Source organism: Amycolatopsis sp. NPDC058986, from assembly GCF_042741125.1.
In the GTDB taxonomy this organism is placed as follows: Bacteria; Actinomycetota; Actinomycetes; order Mycobacteriales; family Pseudonocardiaceae; genus Amycolatopsis.
Genome location: NZ_JBHYJW010000012.1, coordinates 82,461 through 108,947 on the forward strand (window position 1 = coordinate 82,461; position 26,487 = coordinate 108,947).

Sequence of the window (26,487 nt, forward strand, 5' to 3'; positions counted from 1 at the left end):
TCCGCGCGTGGTGCCCGAGGCTTCCCCTATGCAGACTGCCGGCCTGGTCCGACTCACCATCGCCACCCCGCATCGGCGTATCGACATGGCGTTACCGGAGCACATGGCCGTCGCCGAGCTCCTGCCCGGCCTGCTGGCACGCGCGGGCGAAGGGCTCGCCGACGACGGCGTTCCCGGAGGCGGCTGGGTGTTGCGCCGCGGTGACGGGACGGCGTTCGACCTCGATCGGACGCTCGGCTCGCACCGCGTGCGCGACGGGGAGATCCTGCACCTGACACCGCGCCGCGCCGACTGGCCGGAGCTGGAGTACGACGACGTGGTCGACGCCATCGCCACCGGCTCGGGGCAGACCGGTCGTGCCTGGGGCCCGCGGCACACCCGGCTGGCCGGGCTCTCCGCGGGCGCCGTGGCCCTGGTGCTGGGGCTGGCCGCGGTGCTGCGCGCCGGACCACCGTTGCCGGGCGCGGCGGCGTGGGCGCTCGGCGCGGCGGCGCTGTTGCTGATCGCGGGTGTCGCGCTGGCACGCGCGATGCGGGACGCCGGTGCCGGAGCCGTGCTTGCCGCGGTCGCGTTGCCCTACGCCTTCGCGGGCGGCGGTTTGCTGCTGGCGGGCGGCAATCCGGTGACCGGGCTCTCCGCCGGGCAGCTGGTGCTCGCGGGTGCGGCCCTGCTGCTGGCGGCGCTCGTGGGCTACCTCGGGGTGACCGCGGCGCAGACGCTGTTCGCCGGGGCGGTCATGGTGGGGCTGCTCACCGTGCTCGGCGGCTGGCTGGCCACTTTCGACGACGTCGCAGGGTACCGGTCGGCGGCCGTGCTCGGCGGGGCGCTGCTGGCGTTGTCCGGCGCGTTCGCCCCGCTGGCCCTGCGGCTGGGCCGGGTGCCGATGCCGGTGCTGCCGCGCAGCACGGCCGATCTGGTCCGCGACGATCCACAGCCGCCGCTCGCGCTCGTGCACGCCGCCGTGGCCAGGGCCGACGGTCTGCTCACCGGCATGCTGGCCGGGACGTCGGTGGTGGTGACGGTCTGCCAGGTGGTGCTGATCCGCGCGGGCGGCACCGCGCCCGTGGTGCTGGTTTCCGTGCTGGCACTGGGTTTCCTGCTGCGCGCGCGGCTGTATCCGGTCCTGCGTCAGCGCGTTCCGTTGCTCGTCACCGGGATGTCCGGGCTCGGCTGTCTCGCGCTCGGCCCGCTGATCGCGGACGGGGCGGGTGCGCTGCTGACGGCCGGTCCGCTGCTGTTCGCCGTGGCGGCGGGCGCGATCGCGTCCAGCGTCCTGCTCAGCACCCGCCGCGCGAATCCCTATCTCGGCCGGTTCGCCGAGTACTTCGAGATCCTGCTCATGGTCGCGATCGTGCCGGTGGCGTGCTGGGTGCTCGATCTGTATGCCGCCGTGCGCGGGCTGGGAGGCTGACCCGTGGCGTCCAAACGCGACCAGCTGCAGGCGTACCAGTTCCTCGTCCGGCGGGCGACGTCCGCGCTGGTGACCCGCGAGACCGATCCGGAGCAGCCGCCGTTCCGCCGCACCGGGAGCGCGTCGTTCGCCGGGATCGCGCTGGGCATCGTGTCGCTCGCCGCGGTCGGGGTGTACGGGATGATCGTGCCGGGCGGGAACACGGCCTGGCGCAAGGAATCCGCGGTGATCGTGGAGAAGGAGACCGGGACGAGGTACGTCTACCTCGGCGACCGGCTGCACCCGGTCGCCAACTACACCTCCGCGCTGCTGCTGCTCGGCGATCACCGCGCCACGGAACAGGTTTCCCGCGAGTCGCTGGCCGGGGTGCCGCGCGGGCCGCGGATCGGCATCCCGGACGCGCCGGACGCGCTGCCCGCCGCCGACCGGCTGCTCACCGGCTCGTGGTCGCTGTGTTCGGCGCCCGCCAGCGACGTGGCGGGCAGCCGGATCGAGGAGTCGGTGCTGCTGGCCGGGGCCGACCCGGCGGGCGGGGCCGGGCTGGGCGATCAGGCGCTGCTGGTGGAACTGGTGACGAACGGGGACCGGTATCTGGTCTGGCGGGGTCACCGGCACCGGATCGAGGACTACGGCGCGGTCGGCACCGGGCTCGCGCTGACCGCCGAACCGTGGGCACGGGTGGGCAGGCCGTGGCTCGACGTCCTGCCGGAGGGCGCCCCGATCGGGCCGCTCGCGGTGGCACAGCCGGGGGAGCCGTCGACGGCGGTGCCGGGCCGGGCCGACATCCGCGCCGGGATGCTGCTGGTGGTGCAGCCCTCGGGCGGCGGACGGCAGTACTACCTCGCCGAGCGGGACGCGCTGCGCCCGATTTCCGCGCTGCAGTACGACATCCAGCGGGCCGCCGCGCAGACGTCGGCCGCCTATCCGGGGGGTGAGCCGATGGCGGTTTCCCTGCCGCCGTCGCTGGCGACCACCTCCCGGCGGCTCGACCCGGCCGACGCCGTGGCGGGTGCGGCCCCAGCCACGCGGCCGTCGATCGCGCGGCTGCGGGACCGGGAGTCCACGGTGTGCGCCACCTTCGCGCCGGGCGGGACCGCGCCGCGGCTGACCGTCGATCCGGCGCTGCCGCCCGCGGATCCGATGGCGGCCACCTCGCGCCGGTCCGCGGACGGCACCCCGCTCGCCGACCGGGTGTTCGTGCCGCCGGGCAGCGCCGCGGTCGTCGAGGCGATGCCCTCGGCGCAGGCGCCGAGCGGAACCCTGACCCTGGTGACCGACCTGGGCCGCCGTTATCCGCTGGCCGCGCCGGACGTGCTGAAGATGCTCGGCTACCCGGCCGATCGCGCCGTCCGGCTGCCCGCCGGGCTGGTGGCACGGCTGCCGGAGGGCCCGGGGCTCGATCCGAACGCCGCGAAGAACCAGACGCTGGGCGGCTGAGCCCCTGCTGTCCGTCTACTGTGGATAGTGCGGTGCCTGCGGCGTCTGTCCGTCCACTCAGGACACATCGCGCGGATAGCGGGCGGCCCACTCGGCGGCGTAGCGGCTGTCGGCGAGCGGCGGATGGGCGGAAAAGTGCCAGAACGCGTCGTCGGCGACGGTTTCGGTCAAGTCGCGTAGTTCCAGCTGGTGCAGCCAGTCCGCGGGCAGGCTGGGGATACCGTACCGGGCACCGAGCATCGCCCCGGCCAGCGCTCCGGTGATCGCGCTTCGGCCGGAGTGGCCGACCGCGGACACCAGCGTCCAGCGCGGGTCGAAGAACCGCCGGAACACCGCGATCATCGTCCGTCCCACCGCGTCCACGGCGCTCTGCCCCGTGCCCGCCGCGTCCAGTTCCTCGTGGTCGGGGCGGATCAGCTCGACCCTGGCGCGGAGGGCGCCGGCGAATGCCCCGGCCACCGGGCCGGACACCGTTCCCACGTCCAGCTGCCGCTGAACGTGGATGTGCGGGGGATAGGCCGGGTCGGCCCGCCGGAAGAGCCGGGCGAACAGCTCCGCCAGCGCCGCCGCCGCGTCCGCCGTGGGTTCGTCGGCGCCGGCACCCGCCGCGAGCAGCCTGCCGGCTTCCGCGGCGGTCTTCTCGTCCGAATCCGGGGCGCCACCGCAGAGCGCGGCTGCCAGACCCGGCACGAGGAAGCTCACGTCGTCGCCGGGCCCGGCCGGAAGGGGCGTGCGATCGCGCAGTTCCGCGACTCGCGTCAACCAGCCGTCGTCGCCGCCGGTTTCCCGCCAGCGGCGCAGAGCACGGACCCCGACCGTCCGCAGGGCCGGGGTCACCGGGGCGGGCAGCGCCCGGAGCAGACCCTCGGTGTGGAACAGCAGTTGCTCGGTCAGCGGGCCGGGCCTGCCGACCCGGTCCAGCAGGCCGTCGCCGAACCGGGCCTGGATCTCCGGCGTGCTCAGCGTGTCCACCGCGAGGCCGAGGGACTCGCCCATGGCGAACCCGACGAAGGCCCCGGTGACGCGGTGCCACTGAAAGCCGGCTTCGTCGGCGTCCCGCCGGGAGAACTTGCCCGAACTCCCCGCGTGCGGCCGGACCCGGCCGAGCGCGTCGTACCTGGCCACCAGGCCGTTCGCCGTCAGGTCTTCCGGCCACTGCCGGCCGGACCGGTCTTCCCCTGGCGAGTCGACTCCGTCGGGGCGCACGCCGTTGCGCCGTTCCCACGCCCGGCCGACGACGAAGCGTTCACACTCCACTTCGGACAGTTCGAAACCGGCGGCCCTGGCTTTCGCCATCGCCTCGCGCAGACCGGCGAGCGGCTCGTCAAGCCCGAACCGCTCCGCGACGAGCCTGCCCGTTTCGGCCACCCACTCGGAGTACTCGGGTGAGACCTCCACGACCGGCGGCGACTTGCGGAACAGGGGCCACGCGGCCCGCGTGGCGGCCAGCTCGCCGGCGTCGAGCCGGTCCGACGGGAACGAACCGGGGTTGATCAGCAGGCCGGTGCCGGGAAAGTCTTCGATGACCGACAGCACTTCGGCGCGCGACCAGCGCGCGGTGCCCACCGGCAGGCGGCGCCGGGAGCTGTACACCCGCAGAAGCGTCCGGCCTTCCTCCCACTGCCGCTCCAGTGGCTGCCCGGTATACGGATCGAGGGGGATGAGCACTTCCGCGCCCAGCAAGCCGGACAGGTACTGGGCACGCTCGTAGCGTCCGGTCGCGGCGTAGCTCAGCAGATGCTCCAGCGGGGTGTCCATGGGCGGGTAGCCCAGCCGCTCCGGGCCCTGCTGATACTCCGGATTGACCCGCACTTCGTCCGTTGGCTCGCCGTCGGTGTACTTCCGCCAGGCGAGCACGGCGCTTCGCGGAACGCCGAGGTAGGCCACCCCGCTGTGCTCGAACTCCGGCTCGAGGATCTCCTGCCAGTCCGCCGCACCGGCCATGGCCACCGGCACGCTCGGCAGCCTGCCTTCCGGGCCGAGGTCGGGCCTGCGCAGCGCGCCGTCCGCACGCACGACGAGCGCGGGCTGCGGCACCAGCGCGGCCAGCCGGTCTCCCGTGTCGAGCGACCGGACCGAGTCGTAGGGGACGTACCAGCCTTCCGGCACGCGCACCACGTTTTCGTGGTCGACCCGCACCGCGTGCTCGCCGTCGGTCAGGTCGGCGGACGTGCCGGAACGCAACCAGTGCTCGACCTTCTCGACCGCTTCCCGCGCTTCCATCGCTTCTCCTTCGCGCGTCACGGGATTTCCGCCGTTCCGCCCGCGTCGGCCTCCGGCGTCGTCTGGGTGTTCTTGGTGACCACGATGGCGACTTTCACGTAGTCGCCGTCCAAGGTGACGTTCTGGCCTTCCCGCCATTCCCGGAGCGAGACCTTGGTGCCGTAGAACCGCGGCTTGACGTCCGTGTAGAACTCGACGCCGCGGTCGCCGTCCGGCAGCGGGCCGTTCCACGCCTGGACAACGGCGCTGTTGCCGAACCGGGCGGCTTTCCCCCAGAGCTCGTTCGATTCCACCATCATCTTCGCCACTTCCGGTGACTGGCTTGAGCTTTCCGCCCGGTGGTACGGGCCGTACCTGGCCGGTTTCGCCGCCTCCGGGCCGTGGTCCGGACCCGGGCCGGAGGGCGGCGGGCTGGAGGGCGGCGGGCCGGACGGATCCGGGCGGGAGGGATGCGGTGCCTGGCGCATCGGCGGCCGGGGCCGGTTACGCGGACCGGCCGGTGTGATCCGCACATCGTCCACAAAGGACGGAAGGGATGGCTCGGCCGGTTGTACGTCCGCCCGCGGCTCCTCGTCGTGGCGGGCCGGTGGGGCATCCGGCACGAAGAGCTTCCCCGGCGCGGGCTGATACTCGGGTGGTGCGTCCCGCCACGGCAGGAACGGGTCGGTGTAGGGCAGCAGGGCGAGCCGGTCCGGGTACTCCGGCAGGTGCAGCAACCGGCCGAGCTGCCGGTCGAAGAACGCGACGCCGTACGGGCCGTGGGCCACGTAGCCCAGCCGGTGTTCCTCCACCCCCTGTTCGTCGGAGGTGACGACCAGCATCAGGGCGCGCGCGCCGATCGGCCGGTCGGCCATCGCGACGATCACGCTGTCGTAGGAATCGAGGTGGTGGAACCAGAATCCGCCGAACCAGTGGGCGAGGTAGCCCTGATCGACCCAGCCGTCGTCGCGCCAGGCGGTGCCGTAGAAGTGCGGGTTCGGCTGGGCGTAGTCCGGGTGGTTTTCCCGGAGGAACCTCGCCTCTTCCGCCCTGGACGCGGTACCGGCGTCGATCGCGGGCAGCGCGTGCATCCGGTTCGCCTTCGCCAGCGGCGATCGTCCCCAGAGCTGGAACAGCGGATGCCGCTCGAAATACTGCGTCGTGTCCGGCCGCGCGGCCGGAAGCGGGGGCAGTCCCTTCGACTTGAACAGCGGTGACTGCCGCACCAGCTCGTACAGCTCGCGTCCCCGTTGGCCGTGGTAGGCCGCCGTCCGCTCGGCGTCCGGCAGCTTCGCCAGCCCGTCGGGCGGCAGTTCGACGTCCTTCATCGACCGCAGCGCCGCCAGGTCGACCGGCAGCAGGTAGATCGCCTTGGGGTGGCTGGGGAGTTTCGTCGCGTAGCCGGTCAGCGGATCCACGAAGATCGGCACCCCGGTCTTCTCGCTCACCACCACCGCGCTCACGTGCCGGACCTTTTCGCCGTGGCGCCCCCGCGACACGACGGCCAGCGCCGCCGCCATCCCCTTGCGGCCGGTCATCGCGGCGATGACGTTGTCGTACCTGGTGCCGTGGGCTTGCCAGGTGCCACCCACCTCCTGCCAGAGCGCGGCCAGGGTGGCCCGCTCCGGCTTCGCCGCGACGGCCCCGGTGTCCCAGCCCGCCAGCGCGTGCAGGAAGGCACTCGTGGCGGGCACGCAGTTGGTCCGGTACGGCTCGCGGCCCGGCAGCCACTCGCTGTGTTTCGGGTTGATCTTCGACAGTTGGGGGACTTCGTCGCGCAGGAGCGACTCGAGCACCGCGGGCGGTGCCGTGTCGGCGGTGGCCGCCACCCGGGTGTACTTCCCGGTCTTCTCACCGGCCCAGACGGCGAGCGCCGCGCTCCTCCTGGCGTCCGCCAGCAGGTCCGTTGCCCGCTCGCGCAGCCGTTTCGCCCAGTCCTCGGGGAGCCGGTCCGCTAGATAACGGGAACCCAGGACCGTCCGTGGTGGCTTCAGCTCCTCGGCGAACTTGTCCATCAGCAGCTGACCGGGCGTCCGGTAGACCGGTTCGGGGAGTTCGGGGGCGGGGTCGTCGACACGGGTGAACCGCACCGGATCACTGGCTTTCTGGTATTCCGCGACGAGTTCGTTGAGTTCGCGAATGGCCTCCACCGCGAGGCGCGCGGCGCGAGCGCGTTCGTTCTCGAACGGGTGCAGCAGGTTCGCGATCTGCCCGGGGAGCGCGGTGCCCGGGGGCAGCCGCCGCAGCAGGGTGTGCACCTGCCGGGCGAGGTGGCCGTCGCCCCCGGTTTCGTACCAGTGCAGCAGCATCTTCAGGTGCGCGGCGAGCCGGTCGTCGCCGAACCGGATGTTCGTCAGCTCGGCCACCCGGTCGACGAGCTGGCGGTCCCGGTCGTAGCCGTGCCGCCACAACAGGTCGACCAGCTGCCTGCCGAGGTCGCCCCGCCCGGTGCTTTCGTACTGCCGTGCCAGCGTTTTCAGGTCCCTGACCAGCGCGACGTCCACGGCCTCGTGCTCCCAGAGCACGTGCTGCACCTGCATGGTGAAGTCGCCTTCCCCGGTACGCAGGTAGTCCCGCAGCACCGTGGCCAGCCGGTCGGCCAGGAGACTGTCGCCGGTGCCTTCGTACTTGCCCAGCTGGGTTTCCACCCGGGCGGCGAGCCGGGGCAGTTCGTCCCGCAGCAACGCCTGCCTGCGTTCCAGCGTGGGGCGGAAACCCCAGAGGCGGAGTTCGTTCTCGATGGCCTGTGCCAGCGAGGCCAGCCTGACCCGGACCTCCCGCGCCCACTCCCCGGACCGCAGGCTTTCGTCGGTGAAGGAGATGGGCTCGAACTCGGCCAGCGGCGTCACCGCGGGCAGCGTCGGCTGCTCGTGCGAGGTGACGAAGTGCGAAACCCGCTCCACCAGAGCGCCGGGCAGGGCCTCGCCGTACTTCTCCGCGTAGCCCCTGAGCCCGGATTCCAGCACCTGCTGGAGGACGTGGCGGTTTTCGAGAGCGGCCTGGTCGCTCTGTTTCTCCACGGGCGAGCCCGCCCGGTCGTCGACGAGGATTTCCCTGATCCGGTGGAACGGCCTGCCCGCCACCGCGAGCAGCCCGGCCACCGCGGCCGCGCTCGCGCCGAGCAGATACGACCCCGGCATGCCGAGCAGCGCGCTCGGAATGACCGTGACCGCGCCCGCGGCCGCCGATTTGGTGGCGATGAATCCCGCGTAGGACCACCGGGACGCCGAAGCCTTCCGGGAAACCGGGTCCGGCAGCCGGGGCGCGTGCGACCGGATGGTGCCGAACAGCCGGTCCAGTTCCGGGGGCAGGGACGTGACCGGCGGCAGCCAGGCGTTCTCCGCCGGGTTCGCTTGCGCGGAATCGGCCACGATCCGCAGGGCCTGCACGATGATGTCCCGCAGCAGCTGGTCCCGGTCCTGTGTCTTCATCGGGAGCTGTGTTTCGCGCTCGGCCCGCATCCGCATGGCCAGCCGGGTGAGCTTGTTGTTCACCTCGCGCACCGCCAGCCGGTTCTCCGCCCACGCGGAGACACTGCCCGCGACGGCCAGCCGTACCAGATCGAAGGCCACCACGGTCGCGTGCGCGTTGAGGTGCTCCAGGATGGGCCCGATCGGCTTGAGGCTCGGCGACGGACGCGCGAGTTTGTTCGGATCGGGCACATAGGGGATGAAGCCCGACGAGGCACTCAGCGTCCCCAGCACCGGCTCGCGTACGTCGTAGGCCACGCCGGGGCGCTCGGCGGGTACCGGTGTCAGCCTGGCCAGTACGTCCGCCGGCAGTGGCGTGTCCGCGAGATGACCGTCGATCACGGCGAAGGCCTGCTCGATCTGCCGGTACAGATCGTTGATCTCCTCGATGTCGTAACTGTTCAGCGTGCGCCGGAGGTCGTCCTGCTGGGCCAGCTCGGCACCCTTGCGCGAGCGGCGGCTGATCCCCTCGGCCAGCGGCTGCAGAACGGTCGTGGCGAGCGCCGCGAACAGCAGGCCCAGCACGGATGAGGCGGCGATGCCCAGCGGCCAGCCCGCGGCCAGCCCGGCTGCCAGGCCCGCCACCCGGGGCGTCCCGAAGCGGAGATACCGCCGGGTCAGGCTCGGGGCGATGTCGGGGGCTTCGCCCTGGAGCTGCGCGGCGGAGGGCACTTCGGCGTTGTGCTTCGGCGCCCGGCCGAGGTGGTCGCGGCGCCAGCTGTTGACCGAATCCGCCAGCGCGCGGCCATGGTCGACCGCGGCGCGGATCTCGTCCCATTTCTTCTTCTTGGCAGCCTGTTTGTCGCTGGCGATGTCGTAGTTCCGCGCCAGTGCCGCACCCGTCAGGGTGGCCACCAGGCCGTATACGAGATAGCCGATGCCGTTGCCCGCGTGGTTCTGCGCGGCGCCGGCGATGGTGAAGGTGACGCCCATCGCCAGCATCGCCGGGTACTCGTTGAAGAGCGCGGTCCCGACGTGGAACCAGGTGGGCAGGTAGTCCGCGTGGGACCTGGTCCTGGCGAACTCGTCCACCACCGCGCGGGCGTGCGGGCCGAGCGAGCCCGCCCGGTAGGAATAGCCCGGCAGCTGCTTTTCCAGCCCGGCCCGTTCGAGCAGCTTGCGCAGCTGGGAGACCAGCTGCCGCCTGCGCCACGGCCGCCACGCCGGGGTGGTGACGACGCGATCGCCGAGCACCTCGATCCTGGCCTCGAAGGCGCGGTCGGCCGGCCCCGGGGGCAGCGCGTCCAGATCGGTGTCCCGGTGCAGGGTGTGCGCGTGCGGATCGGCGGTCGCCGTGGTGAAATACCTTGCCCCGTAAGCGATCGCGGCGCTGACGACCTCCTCGACGTCCCGTAGCCGCGTCCGGGCGGGGAGGTAGCCGGACAGCAGTTGCTTGCCGGGGTGCACCGAAACACCGGTCGTTTCGAGCGTGCGGCCGGGCAGCACGTGGAAGACCGCGGTGAAGATCTTCCGCTCGCCGACGAAGGCGTCGTAGCGCAGGTCCGGTCCGCTGGGGACCAGCCGCACCCCGGCCCGCGATCCGGCCTTGCCGAGGTGCTCGCGCACGGCCGCCCCGACCGCGGCGGCGCGGCCGAAGGGCCGGGCGTGGGCATCCACCGGAACGCGGTAGCCGATTTCCACGGCCGGGTCCTCGACCGGCCGGTGGACGGATCGGTATCCCTTGACCGCCTTGGCCGGCCGGTACCGGTTGGCGATGATGAGCGCGCTGTCGGCCGCTGTCGCCGCGTCGCGTGCTTCGGGCGGTGCGTTCATCCGGATTCTGGTGCCGTACCCGGCGAGCGCGCGCAGCCGGACGTTGCTGTGCGGGTCGTCCTCGGCGAGTCCGAGGTCCGACAGCAACCGTCCCAGCTGCGCCCGCAGCCGCCGCCGGTCGCGCCACCGTGTCTGCTCGATTTCCTTGCCCAGCGCGACGATCTGGGCGATGTGGCCCAGATCTGTCGGCGTGAGCACCGGTGCCTGACCGGGAAACAGGTCATGGCCGAGGTGCTGCTCGTGGAGGGAGGCCAAGCCGCCGCGGGCTCGTTCGGCCACCATCGCGGCGCCCGCCGCCATCGCGTGTGCCATCGGCAGGACCGCCTGGTCCGGCGTCAGCCAGTCGGGCAGGCGCAGGACGACCCGGGGCAGTGGCAGGCTCGACGTGGCTTCCAGATAGACCTGGAAGGTGATCGGTTTCGCCGTGGAGTGGCCGAGGTTCGGCACGTGGATGGTCTGGAAGACGAACGGCACCCCGGCACCCTCGAGCACCACCGCGTCCGCCGAGGGCAGGGGGAACGGGACGTTCTCGACGACGCGCACGTCCGCCGCGGTCGCCGCGGGCAGCAGCCGCGAGCGGGAAATCTCTTCGGCCGTCCGCTTCTGCCGGGCGCCCCGGACCGTGCTGAGCGGACCGTGGATTTCGATGGTGCCGGTGAGCGGGCGAGACGCCTTCGCCAGTGAACGCGGCCGTGGCCAGGTGGGGCCTTCGGATCCCCGGCCCGGCGGGGTTCCGGTCGGCGGTAGGGCAGCGGCGGGCTGCGGGGCGGCGGGTGCCGGGCTCGCGACGGGCTGGGGTGTGGAGGGCTGGGGCGTGGCGGGCTGAGCCTCGGAGGCCGGAACCGGCCCGGGTTCCGGCGTTTCGGCCTGTTCGGGCCGCTTCGGTGATTCCGCGGCCTGCTCGGCAGGGCCCTGGTGCTCGCCCGTCGTCTGCGGCACCGCCGGTCCGGTCTCGCCGGCGATCACGGCGTGGACAGTGCTGAAATTCGTTGGAGCGGCGGTGTTTTCGCCAAGCTGCGCCGTCGGACCGGGCCCCTCGGCCCTGGCCTGGGCGACGGCCTCCCGCAGCCGCCGATGCAGTTCCTCCTGCCGCGACGGGTCCGCCAGCGATGCCAGGTGGTCGGCGGGACCGGCGCCCTCGGGGACGTGGCCCGCCGCCGCGATCTCGGCGATGTGGTGCGTCAGGATCGTCCCCGCGTGGTGCTGTCCCACCAGGTCGGCGAGCTCGGTCGCGACGGTGTGCACCGCGGCGGGCAACTGCGGCCGGATCTCGGGCGCCGGCCGTGCGATCGGCGAATCGGGCTGTTCGCCCGGCTGAGCTGTCAGCAGGGTGTGCCGCGGCGATTGGGGCGGCTTCGACTCCGGCGCGGTGGGGAGGTCTCCGGTGGGCTGGGCAGGGCCGGGCGGGGCGTTGGGCTGGTGGGTGGGCAGCGTCTGGAGCGCGATCCGTCCCGCGAGGGCGTGGGTCCGCAGTTGCGGAAGGGAGCCGGTGAGCCCCTTTCCAGCATGGGAGAGTTCCTGTTCGGCGTTGGTGAGCGCCTGACGGTTCTCCGGGGTGGGGTTCGCGCTGTGTTCGGCGGCGGCGCTCTCGTGCTCGGCGTGTGCCTTCTCGTACCTGACGATCGCGTGCTCGACCTGGGCGTCGGGCGCCAGTCTGAACACTTCGTCGTCCAGGGACGGGTAATAGACCACGTCGCCCGGTTCCCCGTTGCGGGCCGTGCGGTTCTCCGCCTGGATGTCGATGTCCGCGAAGGGGGACCGGGCACTGACCCGGACCCGCAGGCCGCCCTGCGCCTGCATCTCCGGAGCGACCTTGATGTCGACACCCCGGGCGCCCTGCATGTTGACCACCAGCACCTTGCGTTTCCCGCCGGCCTCGTCGAGGATCTTCTTGAACTCCTCCGGCCGGTTGGTACCCCATTTCGTGAACTGTTTCGCGTCGACTGCGACGTGCTCGACGCCGTCCTTGGTGAGCAGGTCCGAAAGTTTGCCGACCAGGTCGTTGCGGTGCAGCAGGACGAGCTGGGGGCGCTCTTCGCTCGTTTGGAAATCTTTGATTTCCTGCGCCATGGTCTTCAGTTTCTCGGCCGAGTTCAAGGTGAAGACATCGTCGAGCTGGTGCAGTCGCGAATTGTAGTAACGGGGGGTGTCGGCGACCTCGCCGGGGAGGCCTTGGGAGCTGAAACGCTCCCCGTGGCCATTGGCCGTTCCCGAGGCGCCGGTCACGCTTTCGATCAGCTTGCCCTTGCCGTAGGTCTCTCCGGCGGTGATCTCGTTGTGGCCGATCGGGTCGTCGCGGACCGGCAGGCCTTCCCTGGCCTCGACCGCCTGGGCCAGCCCGCCGTTCCACCGGCTCTCCGTCGCGGTCTTCGGGTCGTAGAGGACCTCGTGGGTGACCGGGTCGATGATCTTGACCGACGGGCCCTCGGGCCCGGACGCGCCGGGGCCCTTGGGGTGCGCCCCGTCGTCGACGATGTAGTGGACGTCCTTTTCGAATATCCATTTGGCGTTGGCCGCCATGTTCAGCCGCTGGGCCAGCTTGACCGGCGGCGCCTCGCCCAGCAGTTCCACCACCTTGATCCCGCCGGCCTTGTTCAGGGCGAGAAGCTGTCCCTCGCGGCCCCCGGCGGGGCTGAAATGTTCCCGGGTCAGGTTGGTGTCGAGGAATTCCTGGGCCCAGTGGACTTCCTGGGCGATTTCCGGCGGGGCGAGCTGGTCCGCGCCCTCGCTGAGGACGTATTTGGTGTCGGAGTAGACGAACGCTTCGTCGATTTCGTCGACGACGGCGTGGATCTTGTTGGAACCGTCCGCGACCTGGCCCGGAACCTGTTTCTGCTTGAGCACCGTGAATTCGAGCTCCTGCTGGGTGCCGATGTAGATCGTCGGCCTGCCGGGTTCGGGCACCGGCATCGGCTCGTCCGGGGTGATCCGGTGGACGTCGATGTCCAGTTTGCCCAGCACCTTGCGGTACCGTTCCAGTTCCCGGTCGGCCAGATGGCCGCGGGTCTGGATCACGTTCACCGCGTCGACGCCGTTCCGCATCGCCTCACGCACGGCGTGCACCAGGTACACATAGGACTTGCCCTCGCCCGCGGCCATGTTCACGATCTTGCCGCTGCCGAGCGCGTCCGCCGCCGACAACTGCGTCCAGCGCAGGAAGATCCCCTCCCGCCGCCGGATCGCCTCGAAAATCGCGGCGGCCACATCGTCGGCACTACCGCGCAGCAGATTCTTCAGCTCGTGCCAGCGCAGGTTGTTCAGGCGTTCGCGTTTGGGCAGGTCTTCGCTGTAGCGCTTGCCGAGGTCGTCCAGGAGCCGGGCGGTCTCGTGCGAGTAGTTCGCGTTCGCCAGCCACGCCTCGTGCATCGCCGGGTCCAGCGGCTTTTCCGTCCTGGCCCAGACGCCGTCGTGGGTGGGAAAGAACGTGGCGGGCTTGGCGAGCGGTTTGCCGTCTTCGCCGGTCGTCTGCCGGTACGCGACCGTTTCGCGCGTTGCCCTGTCCCGCACTATCTCGCTTCCGGCGGGCAGTGTGTGGCTCGTCCCGTCCGCCAGGGTCAGCGGCTCCGGTGTGGTGATCTTCTCGACGACCAGCCCGCGCTCGCCCTGCCGTCCGCGCGGCTCGGCACCGTCGGGGCCACGCCCTGCGCTGGTGTGTTCGGACGGTTTCGGTGGCTCCGGGGCGGAGCCGCGCTTGTCGTCGCTGCCGGATTCGCGCTCTCCCGGCCGGGCCTCGGCCCGCTCGGCCACCGCCGGGCCGGGGGTGGCCTTCGGATTCTCGCCCGGCTGGAGTACCGCCTGCTGCGAGCGGCCGTTCCGGCCGCGCGTTTCCGCTTGGCCCTCGGCAGGCTGCTTGGCCGCCGCCGGTGCGGATTTCTCCGGTGGGGTGGCGGTTTCCGTGCTCTTGGCGGGTTGCTCGCCGCCCTTGCCGGGTTGCTCTCCCTGCTTCGGCTTCGGGGACGCCTGCTCCGGACTCTCCGTGTTCCGGCTCGCCGCCTGCTGGGTCTTGGACGTCTCCGCGGCCGATGCCTGCTGTGCTGGAGTGTCTCCGCTCGCTGACTGCCGTACCGGGGGCTCGACGCTCGCGGACTTCGCCGGGACGGTGGACGAGTTCGTCCCGTGCGAGACGGTCGAGGATCCACTGTGGACATTTTCGACCGTCGTCGCCGCGGGCATCTGAGCCGTCGTCCGCGGCACCGCGTTCGAGACGGTTTCCCCGGTCGGCGGCCCGGCGTTCGCGGTGGTCTCGTGACCGGGCGGCGTGGCGGTTTGCCGGTTCTCGGCCACGGTGGTTTCCTGCGTCGCCCCCGGGTGATCGGCGCCCTGCGCGCCCGCGCGGGCGACCGGTCCTTCACCGTGCTGGGCGGTTTCCTGAGCGGAATGCTGTGATGCCGCGCCGGTCTGTGCGTTCTCGGCGGTTCCGGGGCTGTGCCGTTCCGATGTCCCTGCGGGTGGGGGATCCCCTCCGGCCGAGCGGCTCGCGCCGGGGCCCGGCGGGTCGCCGTCGCCCCCGCCGGGAGGTTTGATCAAGTCCTGCAGGGAGTTCGCCTTGTTGCCGGTGACGTGCTCGTAGGTGTTGCGCCCGCCGTGGATGGCCAGCGCCGCGCTGCCCCCGATGGCCGCACCGCCGATCGCGCCGTCGATCGCGTCCTGACCGAAGACCGCGGCGGTCGCCGCGCCGGCGCCCGCACCCGTCGCGGCCACCCCGGCGATGTTGCCGATCTGGCCCGCCACGGTGTCGGAGATCCCCGGCGCCTTGCCGGCCAACCGGGTCACGCCCGTGCTGAGCGGTTTTCCGGCCCCGGTGAAGACCCCGTGCGCGATGGCGCCCGCGACGGCACCGGCGCCCGCGGCGTGTCCGACGTTGTCCCAGTTGATGGGTCCGTAGCCGCGAAGGTTGCTCAGTTCCTGGCCCGCGAGGTTGCCCAGCCCGCCGGCGAGCGCGCCGAAACCCGCGTTCATCCCGGCCTGCAACCCGAACCTGAGCCCGGCGCCCATCGCCTCGACGGCCTCGGCGAACTGCGCCATCCTCGCCGCGATCATGGCACCGAACCGGGCCGCGAAAAAGGCCTCGCCCGCTGGTCCGGCCAGTGCGAAGGACAGGGCGAACAGTGCGACGTTGATGGCGAGATCCGCGATGATCTCGCCCTTCATGTCGGAGATCTGCTTGGCGTATCCCTTGCACAACTCGGCGAGCTGGGTGCACTGGCCGGCCAGCGCCTGGATGCCGCTCTTGCCGTCGGATCCCGCGAAGAGGGCGCGAAGGGAGTCGTAGGCCGCGACGCCGGCGAGATCCTGCCATGCCTCGTGAAGATCCTTGAGCTGTGCCTGGCCGTCGGTCGCCAGCTTCGTCAACGCGGTCGCCAGGGATTCCCAGGCCTCGCCCAGTTTCTGCGCGTCCCCTTCGCTGTCGCGTGGCCAGACCGCGTCCACTCCCCAGATCTTCTTGACCCGGATGAAGAGTTCGTCGCTCGGTTCCTGGATGTCACTCGGGTCGGCCATGACCTGGTCCTAGTTTCCGGGCTGCTGCGCCCGCAGGCCGGCGGCGTTCTTCGCGTCCGCTGTCCGGTACTCGGTGACCTGCCCGAGGCCGTTCTGCGCGTAGTGGTCGAGCACTCGCGGGGTCTGGTTGGCGTAACGAAAGGTCTCGACCGCGGGCTTGCGGTAGTTGTCCATGAACATCTCGCCCGGTTTCCCGTTCCCCAGTGTCATTTCCCGCTCCAGGACCTCGCGAATGGCGGGCAGCGTGGTGCTGAAGGTCTGGCGAATCATGTCCAGTGCCCGGAACACCCGCTCGGTCGCGTCGGGATACATGTCGATGAGGCCGTCGGCGTTGGTGACGGTGATTCCGCGTTCGTCCGGCGGCGCCATCAGCGTTCCCTCCCCGCGACCTGCCGGTCGAGTTCGTGCAACAGCGGATCGGCCCGCAGGTCGGTCGTTTCCGGGCGGGCGCCGGGCGGCAGGAAGCCGGACAGGATCTCGAAGGTCTCCTGCCGGGCGAGGTGCGCCGCCTGGTGGACGACGGCGGTGATGTCGGTCGCGAGCTGGTCGGAATCCGGGGTCCGGTAGATCCGGGAATCCAGCCGCAGCTCGACGAGTTCCCCGGAACCGCCGGCGATCGCGGTGATCGTCCCGTCCTCGGAAGTGGCCTCGGTACGGATCTCGGTCACGCGGGCCTGCGCGGCCCGGACGTCTTCGGCCATCCGCTGGTACTCGCCGTACATGCTCAGGTGGAGCGGTGTGTCCATGCCGGCCCCCTTTTCTCGTCCGGGCACCAGTCTGGCGCGAAGATCGGTCCCGGTCCGCCGGATGACCTGTTGCTGCCACGCCGCGGTCACCGGGACGGGACTGCCGCAGTATCGCGAGGGTGAACCGACACCGTCCGGCCTCGATCCTCACCGTCGTCGCGATGGCGACGCTCCAGTTCGCCCTCGGCGGGGGCCCGGCACGGGCGGCGCCCCCGGCGGGAGCCTGTAACGACGCCCAACCGGCGCATCCCGAGATCGCGGCCCAGCCCTGGGCGCAGCAGATGCTCGCGCCCGAGGCGGCCTGGCCGCACAGCCGCGGGGGAGGGGTGCCGGTGGCCGTGGTCGATTCCGGAGTGGACGCCGGCCATCCGCAGTTGCGGCAGCCCGGCAAGGTGCTCCCCGGCCGGGATTTCGTGGCGGCGCGGAACCTGCCGGGCAACTTCGACTGCGATTCCCACGGCACCGCCGTGGCGAGCATCATCGCGGGCGGTGCCCTGCCGGGCGTCGGTTTCCACGGCGTGGCCCCGGACGCGGTGATCCTGCCGGTGCGGGTCAGCGACCGCGAGATCGGGGACCGGGGCGAGTCCCTGCGGATCAGCCCCCAGTCGATCGGCGACGGCATCCGCTACGCGGTCGACCAGGGCGCGCGGGTACTCAACCTTTCCCTGTCCGGCACCGCGGACTTCCCCGCCATCCGGGACGCCGTGGCCTACGCGGTGGCTCGCGACGTCGTCGTGGTGGCGGCGGCGGGCAATGCGCAGCAGGGCATGGCGACGGAACTGCCCTCGTATCCCGCCGCCTATCCCGGCGTGCTCGGCGTGGGCGCGGTGGACATCAACGGGGCACGGATGTCCACCTCCCAGATCGGGCCGTACGTCGGCCTTGTCGCGCCGGGCGCGAAGGTGCTGGCCGCGACGCGAGTGGACGGTCACGCCTACGTGGACGGCACCAGTTTCGCGACGCCCTTCGTCGCGGGGACGGCGGCGCTGGTGCGAGCCGCCTGGCCGCGGTTGTCCGCCGCGGAGGTCGTTCGGCGGTTGAAGGCCACTGCCAGTCCCGCCCGGGGCGGTCAGGCGAGTGCTGCCTACGGGGCGGGCCTGGTGAACCCGTACCGCGCGGTCACCGACGGGACGGACTTCGCCCCGGCGGCGGGTCTTCCGGCCTACCACCCGGCGCCGGCGGATCACGCCGCGCTGGCGCGCGCCGCGCGGGAGCGCGACACGACGTCCGCCGCGTTGTGGCTGGCGGCCGGGGTGATCGGGGCGATGGTGCTGGTGGCCATGGCCGTCGCCGTCGTGCGCCGTGGCCGCCGGCGAGGGTGGCGGCCCGCGCAGGCACCGGCCGTGCCCGTCGACCCCGCCGGAACCGAGGCGCCCGAACAGGTTTCACTGTTCCCCTAGTCCTCAATAGACTAGTCCAGAATGGACAAAGAAAGGAAAGCGCGCCCCGCGATCGTGCGGGGCGCGCTGTCAGCGGGAGGAATCGCCGATCACGTCCACGTGGCCGCGCAACCCTGCACGCAGTCCTGCGAACGGTACACCGAGTCCGCGGTCTTCCCGCTGAGCAGGGAGACCTGGTCGAGGTATTCGTTCGCGGCTTTGTGGTACACACCCTGCCGCGCCACCATCGCCTCCCCGTTGCCGTCGGAGAAGAAGGACGCGTTGGCGTCCTTGGCGTGCTGGTACACGTCGGTGAACGACCCGCTGTCGAGGCCGCCGGTCTTCTGCATTTCCTCGACCTGGCCCAGCACCGGTTCGAAATGCATCAGGATCTGGTCGTTGGACACGTTTGTCTCCTTTCCTTACTGAGAACCGATCAGACGTTCATGGCGGCGCTGATCGCCCCGCTGTCGATGTGGAAGTCCCCGGCCGAGGCGAGCGTGCGGCCGTTTTCGGAATCGTTCTCGAAGTACCGGGTCGCCGAGGACACCATGGTGTCGGCCAGGCTGTCCCCAGTGGTGGTCAGCCCCTTGTTCTGGCTGAACCTCTCCGGTTCGATGCCCTGGAACATGCGGCCACCCTGGCCCTTCCACACCGCCTCCAGGCCGGTGTTGCCACCGTTGAGGCGGGCGTTCCGGCCCGCGACGTCCTCGCAGTGCTGACGCCAGTTGTCGGCGACCCGGCGCATCTGGTCGGGATCACCGTTGATGAAGTCGAAACCTGACATACCACCCTCCGTTCCGTTACCGTGAGGCGCTTTCCGGCAGGCCGGGGCGCGTCCTCACCCCGCCGACGCTAGTTCGCCGGGACGGCCGATCCGGCCGCACGGCACGTTCCTGCCACGAGGGCCGGCTCCGCTCCCGCGTGACCGACGATGTGGGCATGGCGACTGTCCTGGTCAAGCGGCCCGCCCGGAAGCAGGCCCCGGAAATGCCCGCCGGCGAACTGATCCTGCAACCACCGCCCGCGATCCCGGCCCCGCCGGGGCGGCAGTGGGCGCAGGTGTTCATGGTGCTGCCGATGGTCGCGATGATGGCGTCGACCGTGCTGCTGTATTCGGGCGGCATGGCCGGCGCCGCGCGGTTCGCGGTCTACGGGCTGATGGGTGTCGGGATGCTCGGGATGATCGCCGTCGGCGTCCTGCAGGGCGGTGGCCCGAGCAAACGCGAAATGGGGCAGGCGCGGCGCAAGTACCTGCGGCACCTGTCCCAGCACCGGTTGCGGCTCCGCCGGGCGGTGCGCCGTCAGCGCGCGGCCCTGGACTACCTGCATCCGGAGCCCACGGCGTTGTGGTCGCTCGTGGCGAGTTACCGGCTGTGGGAGCGCCGCAAGGAGGACGAGGACTTCGCCGTCGCGCGGATCGGCCGTGGCGCGCAGGGCCCGGCGCTGACTCTCGTCGCCCCGGACACCCTGCCGCTGGAAGAACTCGAGCCGCTGTCCGCCTTGGCGCTGCGCCGGTTCCTCACGACCTACAGCACCGCCGACGGGCTTCCGCTGGCGATCGCCGTCAACGGGTTCAGCCGCGTCTATCTTCAGGGGGACCGCGAGGCCGCGCTGGGCATGCTGCGTGCGGTGCTGGCCCAGCTGGCCGTCCTGCAGTCACCCGAGGATCTGCGCGTCGCGGTCTGTGTGAGCGAGGACCGCCGCGCCGACTGGGAATGGGTGAAGTGGCTTCCGCACGCCCTACACCCCGTGCGCTCCGACGCGCTCGGCCCGCTGCGCCTGGTCGCCCCGTCCATTTCCGCGCTGGAGTCGATCCTGGAAGAGGAACTGGGCGCCCGCCCGCGGTTCGACCCCGCGGAACAGGTCAGCGTGCCCGGTCCGTATCTGGTCGTCGTCCTGGACGGCGGGATGTCCGCCGGATCCGATCACCTGATGACCGGCGGCGGCGTCGAGGGCGTCACGGTGGTCGATCTGACCACCGCTCCGCCGCGGGCGCTGGACCGGTCCGCGGTGGTGCTGGAGGTGGCCGACGACGGCAGCCTGTCCAGCCGGACGGCCGAGGGGAACACCCGCCTCGGCGAGGCGGACTTCTTCGACCCGGTCGCCGCCGAAGGGCTGGCGAGGCAGCTCGCGCCGCTGCGGCTCAGCTCCGGCATCCGGGGGGACGCGCCGATGAGTTCCGAGCTGGGCCTCGCCGAATTGCTGGGACTGGGCGATCCCTATGACCTCGACCCGGACGAAACGTGGGTGCTGCGGCCGAACCGGGACCGGTTGCGGATCCGGTTCGGCATCCAGGAGGACGGCACGCCGATCGACCTCGACCTGAAGGAGTCGGCCCAGGAGGGCATGGGCCCGCACGGTCTGCTGATCGGGGCCACCGGCTCCGGGAAGTCGGAGCTGCTGCGGACGCTCGTGCTGGCGCTCGCGGTCACGCATCCACCGAGCTCACTGAACTTCGCGCTGATCGACTTCAAGGGCGGCGCGACCTTCACCCGGCTGGACAAGCTGCCGCACACGAGCGCGGTGATCACGAACCTGGCCGAGGAACTCCATCTCGTCGACCGGATGACCGACGCGATCAACGGCGAGCTGATCCGGCGTCAGGAACTGCTGCGCGCGGCCGGGAACTTCTCCTCGCTGCGGGACTACGAGAAGGCCCGTCAGGCGGGCGCGCCGCTGCCCGAGGTGCCCACCCTCGTGGTGATCTGCGACGAGTTCTCGGAACTCCTTTCCGCCAAGCCGGATTTCATCGACATGTTCGTCCAGATAGGACGGTTGGGCCGTTCGCTCGGCGTGCACCTCCTGCTCGCCTCGCAGCGGCTGGACGAGGGCAGGCTGCGCGGGCTGGAAGGCCACCTGTCCTACCGGATCGGCCTGCGGACCTTCTCCGAGATGGAGAGCAGGGCCGTGCTGGGCGTGCCCGACGCGTTCAAACTGCCCAGGGCGCCCGGAAACGGCTTCCTCAAGATCGGCACGGAGTCGATGGTGCGGTTCCGCTCCGCCTACGTCTCCGGTGTGCACCGGCGGATCAGCCGGTCCGGCACGTCCGTCAGCGCACCGGAACATCTGGCACTGCACGAATACACCACCGCCTACCACGCGCCGGCGCTCGAGGCCGAGGACACCGCCGCCGAACCCGTGCCCGATCCCGACACCGCGATCGGCGAGACGCTGCTGGACATCATGGTCGATCAGCTGGTCGGCCGGGGCACGCCCGCGCACCAGGTGTGGCTGCCCCCGCTGGACGAGCCGCCGACCCTGGACCAGCTGCTGCCCGAGCTGGTCACCCATCGCGAGCGCGGGCTGACCGCCAATTCGACCGAGCTGGCAGGCGCGCTGCGTCCGGTGCTCGGCATCGTGGACCGGCCGTTCGAGCAGCGGCGCGATCCGCTGACCCTGGACCTGTCCGGGGCGGCGGGCCACGTGGTGGTGATCGGCGGGCCGCGGACCGGCAAGAGCACCGCCCTGCGCACACTGATCCTCAGCCTCGCGCTCACCCACACCCCGCGCGAGGCGCAGTTCTACTGTCTCGACTTCGGTGGCGGCACGCTCGCCGCGCTGGACGGCCTGCCCCATGTCGCCGGTGTCGCGGGCCGGCTGGACACCGGCGCGGTCCGCCGTACCGTCGCCGAGGTCGCCACGCTGCTCGCGCAACGCGAACGGCGGTTCGCCGAGCACAAGATCGACAGCATCGTCACCTACCGGGCGAGGAAGGCGGCCGGCGAATTCGCCGACGATCCGCACGGCGACGTGTTCCTCGTCATCGACGGCTGGCTGACCCTGCGCAACGACTTCGACCAGCAGGAGGACCTGATCGGCGACATCGCTGCGCGCGGGCTCGCCTACGGCGTGCACGTGGTGGCGGGCTGCTCCCGCTCGTTCGACCTGCGGATGAACGTCCGGGACCTGTTCACCAGCAGGCTGGAGCTGAAGATCGGCGATCCCATCGACTCCATCATCGACCGGCGCGCCGCGATGGGCGTGCCCGCGGACTGCCCCGGCCGGGGACTCGCGATGAGCAAGCACCAGATGCTCGTCGCCCTGCCGCGCATCGACGGCGTGACCGGCGCCGGGGACCTTGCCGACGGGATCGGCGGCCTGGTCGAGGCGATCGCGCGGGCCTGGCCGGGCGAGGCCGCGCCACCGGTGCGGCTGCTCCCCGGGGTGCTCCCCCACGAGGAACTCCCCGCCGCCGACGTCCGGACCGGGCCCGGCGCCGGGCTCGCGGTCGGCATCCACGAGCACGATCTTTCGCCGATGCGGCTGGATTTCGCCAAGGACCCGCATTTCTTCGTGCTGGCCGACACCGAATGCGGCAAGACCTCGTTCCTGCGGGTACTGGCCCGCCGCATCTGCGCGGCACACACCCCCGAACAGGCCAGGATCGTGCTCATCGATCACCGGCGTGGACTGCTCGGCGAGATCCCCGACGAGTACCTGCTCGGGACCGGCACCAACGACGCGCACAGCATCGCCCTGATGAACGAGGTGGTCACGGCGATTTCCCGGCGGCTGCCGGGACCGGACATCACGCCCGAGCAGCTGCGGGCCCGGAACTGGTGGCAGGGGCCGGAAATCTTCGTGCTCGTCGACGACTACGACATGGTGGCCACGCACAAGGACCATCCGCTGATGCCGCTGCTCCCGCTCGCCGCGCAGGCCTCGGACATCGGCCTCCGGGTCGTGCTGGCCCGCCGCTCCGGCGGTGCGGGCAAGGGGTTGTACGAGCCGTTCCTGAACCGGCTGCGCGAGGTCGGCGCGCCCGGTCTGATGATGTCGGGCGACCGGGACGAGGGACCGCTGCTCGGCGGGATGCGTGCCCAGGTACTGCCGCCCGGCCGCGGCTGGCTGGTCGACCGGCGGGGGAACAAGGGCCTGGTGCAGCTGGCCTGGCAGCCGCCACGGGACTAGCGCGGGGATCGCGGCGGCGGATGGCGGGTTCCTGCCGCCGCCCGTCCGCCACGCCCCCGCGGTGTTTGAGTGGACAGCGACGAGTCGAGTCAGGAGCGCATGATGGCACCACCGGACAAAATGGACGGTATCCCGAAGGCGATGCTGCGGTTCGCCGACAACGCGGTGAGCCTGGCGCGGGACGCACTGCCCAAGGAGGTCGCCGGCCGGGGCGGCGGGCAGTGTGGTGGCGGGATGAACGGGCACGAAGAGGTACTCGCCGCCGACAACGAGACCACTGTCCAGCTCTACGAGTTCCTCACCCGGTTCAAGGAAGCCACGAGCGCGCTGGGTCTTTTCGCGCACAAGGCCGGAACCTCCTACCACTTCACCGATGACGCCAACCAACGCGACATCGCCAGGGCCGCGTTCGACGATTACACCCGGACCGCCTTCGCCGGGATGACCGGCGAGGGCCTGCCCCGGGTCCTGCCCTCCCTCGAGTCCCCTGGCAACGAGTAGGCCATGATCGACTATCGTTCCCTCTCCCTCGACGAACTCCACACCATGATCGTCGCGGAAGCGGAGCAGCACGCCCCGCTGCTCACTTCCGCCGCCGCGATGTGGAAGGCGAGCCGCGTCTGGCTGGACTCGCGGGCCGGGCTGCTGGCGAGCCTCCGGACCACTCTCGGCGAGTCCTGGAAGGACCTGGCGGGCACCACCTTCGACAGCGAGGTCGGCAAGGTGGTCGCCGTCGCGCGGTCCTGGACCGACGGCGGGATCACGCGTCCCGAGTCGGGGGCGCCGTGGGCGACCACCGCCACCACGGACGACATCGTCCGGGCGCTCACGTCCCTCGCGGACGGCATATGCAACGTCCGGCGCTACGCGGACGACCGGGTGCAGACGCTGCCCGCCAACGCGTCGGACAAGGACAAGACCGACGCCAGGGACGCGGTCGCCTGGGTGATGAACCTGCTGACCCCGGCGTACCACGACGCGGCCGCCAAGCTGCGCGCGGCGACCGGAAGGTCCCTGTCCGGGGTGCCGCTGGCCGCGGTGCCCTCGTCCGGACCGGACGGCACTCCGGGCCCAGGGCCGGGCCCGGCGCCCAGTGTGTCGGATTCGGGCGGTGCCGACCCGAACGCGGTGAACCCCGAGGAGACCCCCGGCCCGCAGAACGCTCCCAACCCCAACGATCCCACCAAGACCAAGGAGAATTCCCCGGAATCCCCGCTCGTGACCGCGAAGAACGCGGTGGACGTGGCGAGCAAGCTGCTCGACCTCGCCAAGAACGCGTCCGGGGGAACCGGAAACGTGCCCAACCCGGTCGGCGGCACGTTCGACCCGGCGGACCTGTATCACCCCATCGATCCCGCCGCCGTCACCGATTCCCTTGTGCCGCAAGCGGATCCGGGACTTCCCGGGCTGGCGTCGGCCGGTGGTGGGGGAGTCGGCGGCGGGGGACTCGGTGGGGGCGCCACCGGGCTCGGCGGTCTCGACAGCAACCCGGTCACGAACCCGGCGCAGCCGCCGTCGTCCGGCGGCGGGACCGCCGGGGGCGCGGCCGTCCCCGCGGCCTCGGGCACCACGGGCGGCGCAGGAACCGGCAGCAGCGGGGCCATGCCGCCGATGTATCCGCCGCAGTCCGGCGCGGGGCGCGGGGCTTCCGGCGGTATCCGGCCAGGGGCGGCCGAACAGGTCAACGCCGTCCGCTCGCGCAAGCCCGGCAGCGGGGCCGGGGTCGTCCTGTCCGGCCGGGAAGGGCAGGGCGGCAAGGGCAGGAACACCAAGGAAACCCCGGCCCTGGCGAAGGCCACGAAGCCGAAACCGAAACCGAAACCACCGCCGGCCGTGCCCAGCGAGCCCGTCGAAGTGCTCGACGAAGAGCTTTGGCGCGTCGGCCCGTCCGGCACCGAACGCAGTTACCGAACCTGAGGAGGGGCAGATGTCCGACGCTTCGTTCATCAACGGCAACCCGGAGGCCATGGCCACGTTCTCCGCGCACACGAAGGCGCCCGCGCCACCTGCCTCGCTCGGCAGGCTGCTGGGCGAACCGGCCGCATTGGCCGGGACGATCGAGGGAATTCTGATGGCCGTGCTGGACAAGGCCGCCACGGGGGTGGCCGGCGCCTACATCGCCAACACCAGCGAGGACATGACCACCATTTCCGCGAAGGTCAAGGCCGCCGCGGCGAAGTACAGCGCCACCGACCTGATCAACAGCATCGACCTGGCCACTTCCACGGTGAAACTGGCCGACAAGGGCCTCGGCGTCGTGAAGCAGCTGTCCGGAGGCAGTGGTGGCGGGAAAACCCCGGGCACCGACGCGACGGGAACCACGCCGGGCGGCGGCGATCAGCAGGCGGGCACCACCGGCACCCCGTCGTCCGGCGGTCCGTCGGCGAATCACCCCGCGCAGAAGAGCGTCTGAAGAGGAGATGACCGGTGATTCCCTACAACGTGCTGCCCCCCGAGGCGCATATCGCGATGATCAGCGCCGAGCAGGCGCACATTCCCACGCTCCGCAGTGCGGCCGCCATGTGGCAGGAAGTGCATTCCTGGAGCCAGACCGCGGCCGCGGACCTGCGGCGGAACGCGGGTGACCTGACGCTGGCGGACTGGCGGGACAAGGCCGCGGATTCCTTCGAGGCCAAGGTCGGGCGGTCGATCGCCGACCTGACCATGTGGAGCGACCGGATCGCGGCGTCCCAGGTGACGACGCGGCTGAACGCACTGGCCGACACACTGCCCGCGACGCAGCTGGCCGTGCAGGGTTTCTTCGACGAATACCTGGCGACGCGGATGAATCCGCTCACCTGGGGTCTGGCCATCCAGGCCTGGCAGAACTCCGCGATGGCGATGAACACGCTGGGCGGGCACTATGACGGCGTCATGCTGTCGGTCTGCCAGGCCGCCGGCGCCACCAACCCGGCGGATCTCATCCCCAACTTCAACATCTCCTCGGCCGACGCGGTCAAGACCGCCGACGCGGCCGTGAATCTGCTGACCGAGGTGCAGAGCCTCGCGCAGGCGGCGGGGATCGGCGGCAGTAGTAGTGGCGGCGGGACGTTGCCGAAGCTGCCCGACGTTCCCGGTCTTTCGGACGGCACGCAGGCGGTGGGCTGGAATCCGCAGGACTGGGCGTCCTGGCAGGGGCCGTCACTGGCCGGGCTGGGGCCGGGCTCCCTGACCCCGGGTGATCTCGCCGCCGGTTCGGCAGGTGGGCTGCCGGGCCTGTCCCCGGCCGGTTCGGCCCCGGCGTCGTCGGGTCTGCCGTTCGGGGCCCTCGGCGCGGCGAACAGCGGGCTCGGTGCGATCCCGGCGGTGCGGGCAGGGACGGGGAAGCGCTCCGGCGCGGATTCCGGGGTCGCCTCGGGCGCCGCGGCCGGTTCGGGCCGGGGCAGCACGGGCGGGATGGTGCCCCCGATGACGCCGCACAACCCGGCCTCCGGCTCCGCGGGAACCCTGCGCCCCGGCACCGCCGAGAACGCGGACGGCCAGTCGGCAGGCGGCCGGCGGCGGGCCACCGGCAACGACGGGGTGACGGCTGCGCTCCGCGGCCGGGCGGGCGGCACCGGCCAGGAGGGCTTCGCCCACCGCCCCTACAGCCTGAGCGAGTCGGGCACCGGCACTGTGGAGCTCATCGAAGCGAGCGACTGATCGGCTCGCGGTGA

The 26,487-nt window shown here is 71.6% G+C and carries 14 protein-coding genes; 8 read left to right on the forward strand and 6 right to left on the reverse strand.

Translation table 11 applies throughout. The annotated features are described in order from the left end of the window. The first annotated feature begins 28 nt into the window (after window positions 1–28). Window positions 29–1,411 (forward strand): type VII secretion integral membrane protein EccD, encoded by a 1,383-nt coding sequence (gene eccD, locus ACFW0G_RS13890; RefSeq protein ID WP_378325495.1) that lies wholly within the window; start codon window positions 29–31, stop codon window positions 1,409–1,411. Between the two features lie 3 nt (window positions 1,412–1,414). Next, entirely contained in the window at window positions 1,415–2,848 is a 1,434-nt protein-coding gene (gene eccB / locus ACFW0G_RS13895; protein ID WP_378325497.1) for a type VII secretion protein EccB, read from the forward strand. 57 nt (window positions 2,849–2,905) lie between these two features. On the opposite strand, the gene ACFW0G_RS13900 is transcribed toward eccB, so the two are convergent. Genes ACFW0G_RS13900 through ACFW0G_RS13915 form a run of 4 tightly spaced genes read right to left on the reverse strand, consistent with a single transcriptional unit; the run spans window position 2,906 to window position 16,538 of the window. Continuing rightward, the gene (locus ACFW0G_RS13900) at window positions 2,906–5,071 is read right to left on the reverse strand and encodes a YrhB domain-containing protein (protein WP_378325498.1); all 2,166 of its coding nucleotides are present in this window, start codon (window positions 5,069–5,071) and stop codon (window positions 2,906–2,908) included. Window positions 5,072–5,088: 17 nt separating this feature from the next. Beyond that, complete coding sequence (locus ACFW0G_RS13905) at window positions 5,089–15,792, reverse strand: hypothetical protein (RefSeq protein ID WP_378325499.1); 10,704 nt, start codon at window positions 15,790–15,792, stop codon at window positions 5,089–5,091. Window positions 15,793–15,801: 9 nt separating this feature from the next. Further along, complete coding sequence (locus ACFW0G_RS13910) at window positions 15,802–16,161, reverse strand: hypothetical protein (RefSeq protein ID WP_378325500.1); 360 nt, start codon at window positions 16,159–16,161, stop codon at window positions 15,802–15,804. Further along, window positions 16,161–16,538, reverse strand: coding sequence for a YbaB/EbfC family nucleoid-associated protein (locus ACFW0G_RS13915; protein ID WP_378325501.1), 378 nt, complete (start codon window positions 16,536–16,538; stop codon window positions 16,161–16,163). The genes ACFW0G_RS13910 and ACFW0G_RS13915 overlap by 1 nt, the downstream gene beginning before the upstream one ends. Window positions 16,539–16,657: 119 nt before the next feature. Between ACFW0G_RS13915 and mycP the strand changes: the two genes are divergently transcribed. Continuing rightward, window positions 16,658–17,938 carry a type VII secretion-associated serine protease mycosin gene (gene mycP / locus ACFW0G_RS13920; RefSeq protein ID WP_378325502.1) on the forward strand — a complete coding sequence of 427 codons (1,281 nt, stop codon included), beginning with the start codon at window positions 16,658–16,660 and terminating at the stop codon, window positions 17,936–17,938. A gap of 89 nt (window positions 17,939–18,027) precedes the next feature. Here the strand turns inward: mycP and ACFW0G_RS13925 are convergent, their stop codons facing one another. Together ACFW0G_RS13925 and ACFW0G_RS13930 are read right to left on the reverse strand one after the other, a co-directional pair. Next, the gene (locus tag ACFW0G_RS13925; RefSeq protein WP_378325504.1) at window positions 18,028–18,324 is read right to left on the reverse strand and encodes a hypothetical protein; all 297 of its coding nucleotides are present in this window, start codon (window positions 18,322–18,324) and stop codon (window positions 18,028–18,030) included. A gap of 29 nt (window positions 18,325–18,353) precedes the next feature. Beyond that, entirely contained in the window at window positions 18,354–18,704 is a 351-nt protein-coding gene (locus tag ACFW0G_RS13930; protein ID WP_378325505.1) for a hypothetical protein, read from the reverse strand. Between the two features lie 155 nt (window positions 18,705–18,859). On the opposite strand from ACFW0G_RS13930, the gene eccCa reads away from it, so the two are divergent. The 5 genes from eccCa (at window position 18,860) to ACFW0G_RS13955 (ending at window position 26,473) form a co-directional block, all read left to right on the forward strand. Continuing rightward, window positions 18,860–22,831, forward strand: a complete 3,972-nt coding sequence (gene eccCa / locus ACFW0G_RS13935) for a type VII secretion protein EccCa (protein WP_378325506.1) — start codon at window positions 18,860–18,862, stop codon at window positions 22,829–22,831. Between the two features lie 69 nt (window positions 22,832–22,900). Further along, on the forward strand, window positions 22,901–23,332 hold the full coding sequence (locus tag ACFW0G_RS13940) for a hypothetical protein (protein WP_378325507.1): 432 nt from the start codon (window positions 22,901–22,903) through the stop codon (window positions 23,330–23,332). 3 nt (window positions 23,333–23,335) lie between these two features. After that, entirely contained in the window at window positions 23,336–24,748 is a 1,413-nt protein-coding gene (locus tag ACFW0G_RS13945; protein WP_378325508.1) for a hypothetical protein, read from the forward strand. A gap of 10 nt (window positions 24,749–24,758) precedes the next feature. After that, a complete protein-coding gene (locus tag ACFW0G_RS13950) occupies window positions 24,759–25,244 on the forward strand; it encodes a hypothetical protein (RefSeq protein WP_378325509.1) in 486 nt (161 codons plus the stop codon). A 14-nt stretch (window positions 25,245–25,258) separates the two neighbouring features. Then, window positions 25,259–26,473, forward strand: a complete 1,215-nt coding sequence (locus ACFW0G_RS13955; RefSeq protein WP_378325510.1) for a hypothetical protein — start codon at window positions 25,259–25,261, stop codon at window positions 26,471–26,473. Window positions 26,474–26,487: the final 14 nt, after the last annotated feature.

Excerpts from the sequence above, each read along its gene's own strand:
- ACFW0G_RS13905 (WP_378325499.1), bottom strand. The coding sequence starts at position 15,792 with ATGGCCGACCCGAGTGACATCCAGGAACCGAGCGACGAACTCTTCATC.
- ACFW0G_RS13900 (WP_378325498.1), bottom strand. The coding sequence starts at position 5,071 with ATGGAAGCGCGGGAAGCGGTCGAGAAGGTCGAGCACTGGTTGCGTTCC.
- ACFW0G_RS13930 (WP_378325505.1), bottom strand. The coding sequence starts at position 18,704 with ATGTCAGGTTTCGACTTCATCAACGGTGATCCCGACCAGATGCGCCGG.
- ACFW0G_RS13950 (WP_378325509.1), top strand. The coding sequence starts at position 24,759 with ATGTCCGACGCTTCGTTCATCAACGGCAACCCGGAGGCCATGGCCACG.
- eccCa (WP_378325506.1), top strand. The coding sequence starts at position 18,860 with ATGGCGACTGTCCTGGTCAAGCGGCCCGCCCGGAAGCAGGCCCCGGAA.
- ACFW0G_RS13945 (WP_378325508.1), top strand. The coding sequence starts at position 23,336 with ATGATCGACTATCGTTCCCTCTCCCTCGACGAACTCCACACCATGATC.
- eccD (WP_378325495.1), top strand. The coding sequence starts at position 29 with ATGCAGACTGCCGGCCTGGTCCGACTCACCATCGCCACCCCGCATCGG.
- ACFW0G_RS13915 (WP_378325501.1), bottom strand. The coding sequence starts at position 16,538 with ATGGACACACCGCTCCACCTGAGCATGTACGGCGAGTACCAGCGGATG.
- ACFW0G_RS13910 (WP_378325500.1), bottom strand. The coding sequence starts at position 16,161 with ATGGCGCCGCCGGACGAACGCGGAATCACCGTCACCAACGCCGACGGC.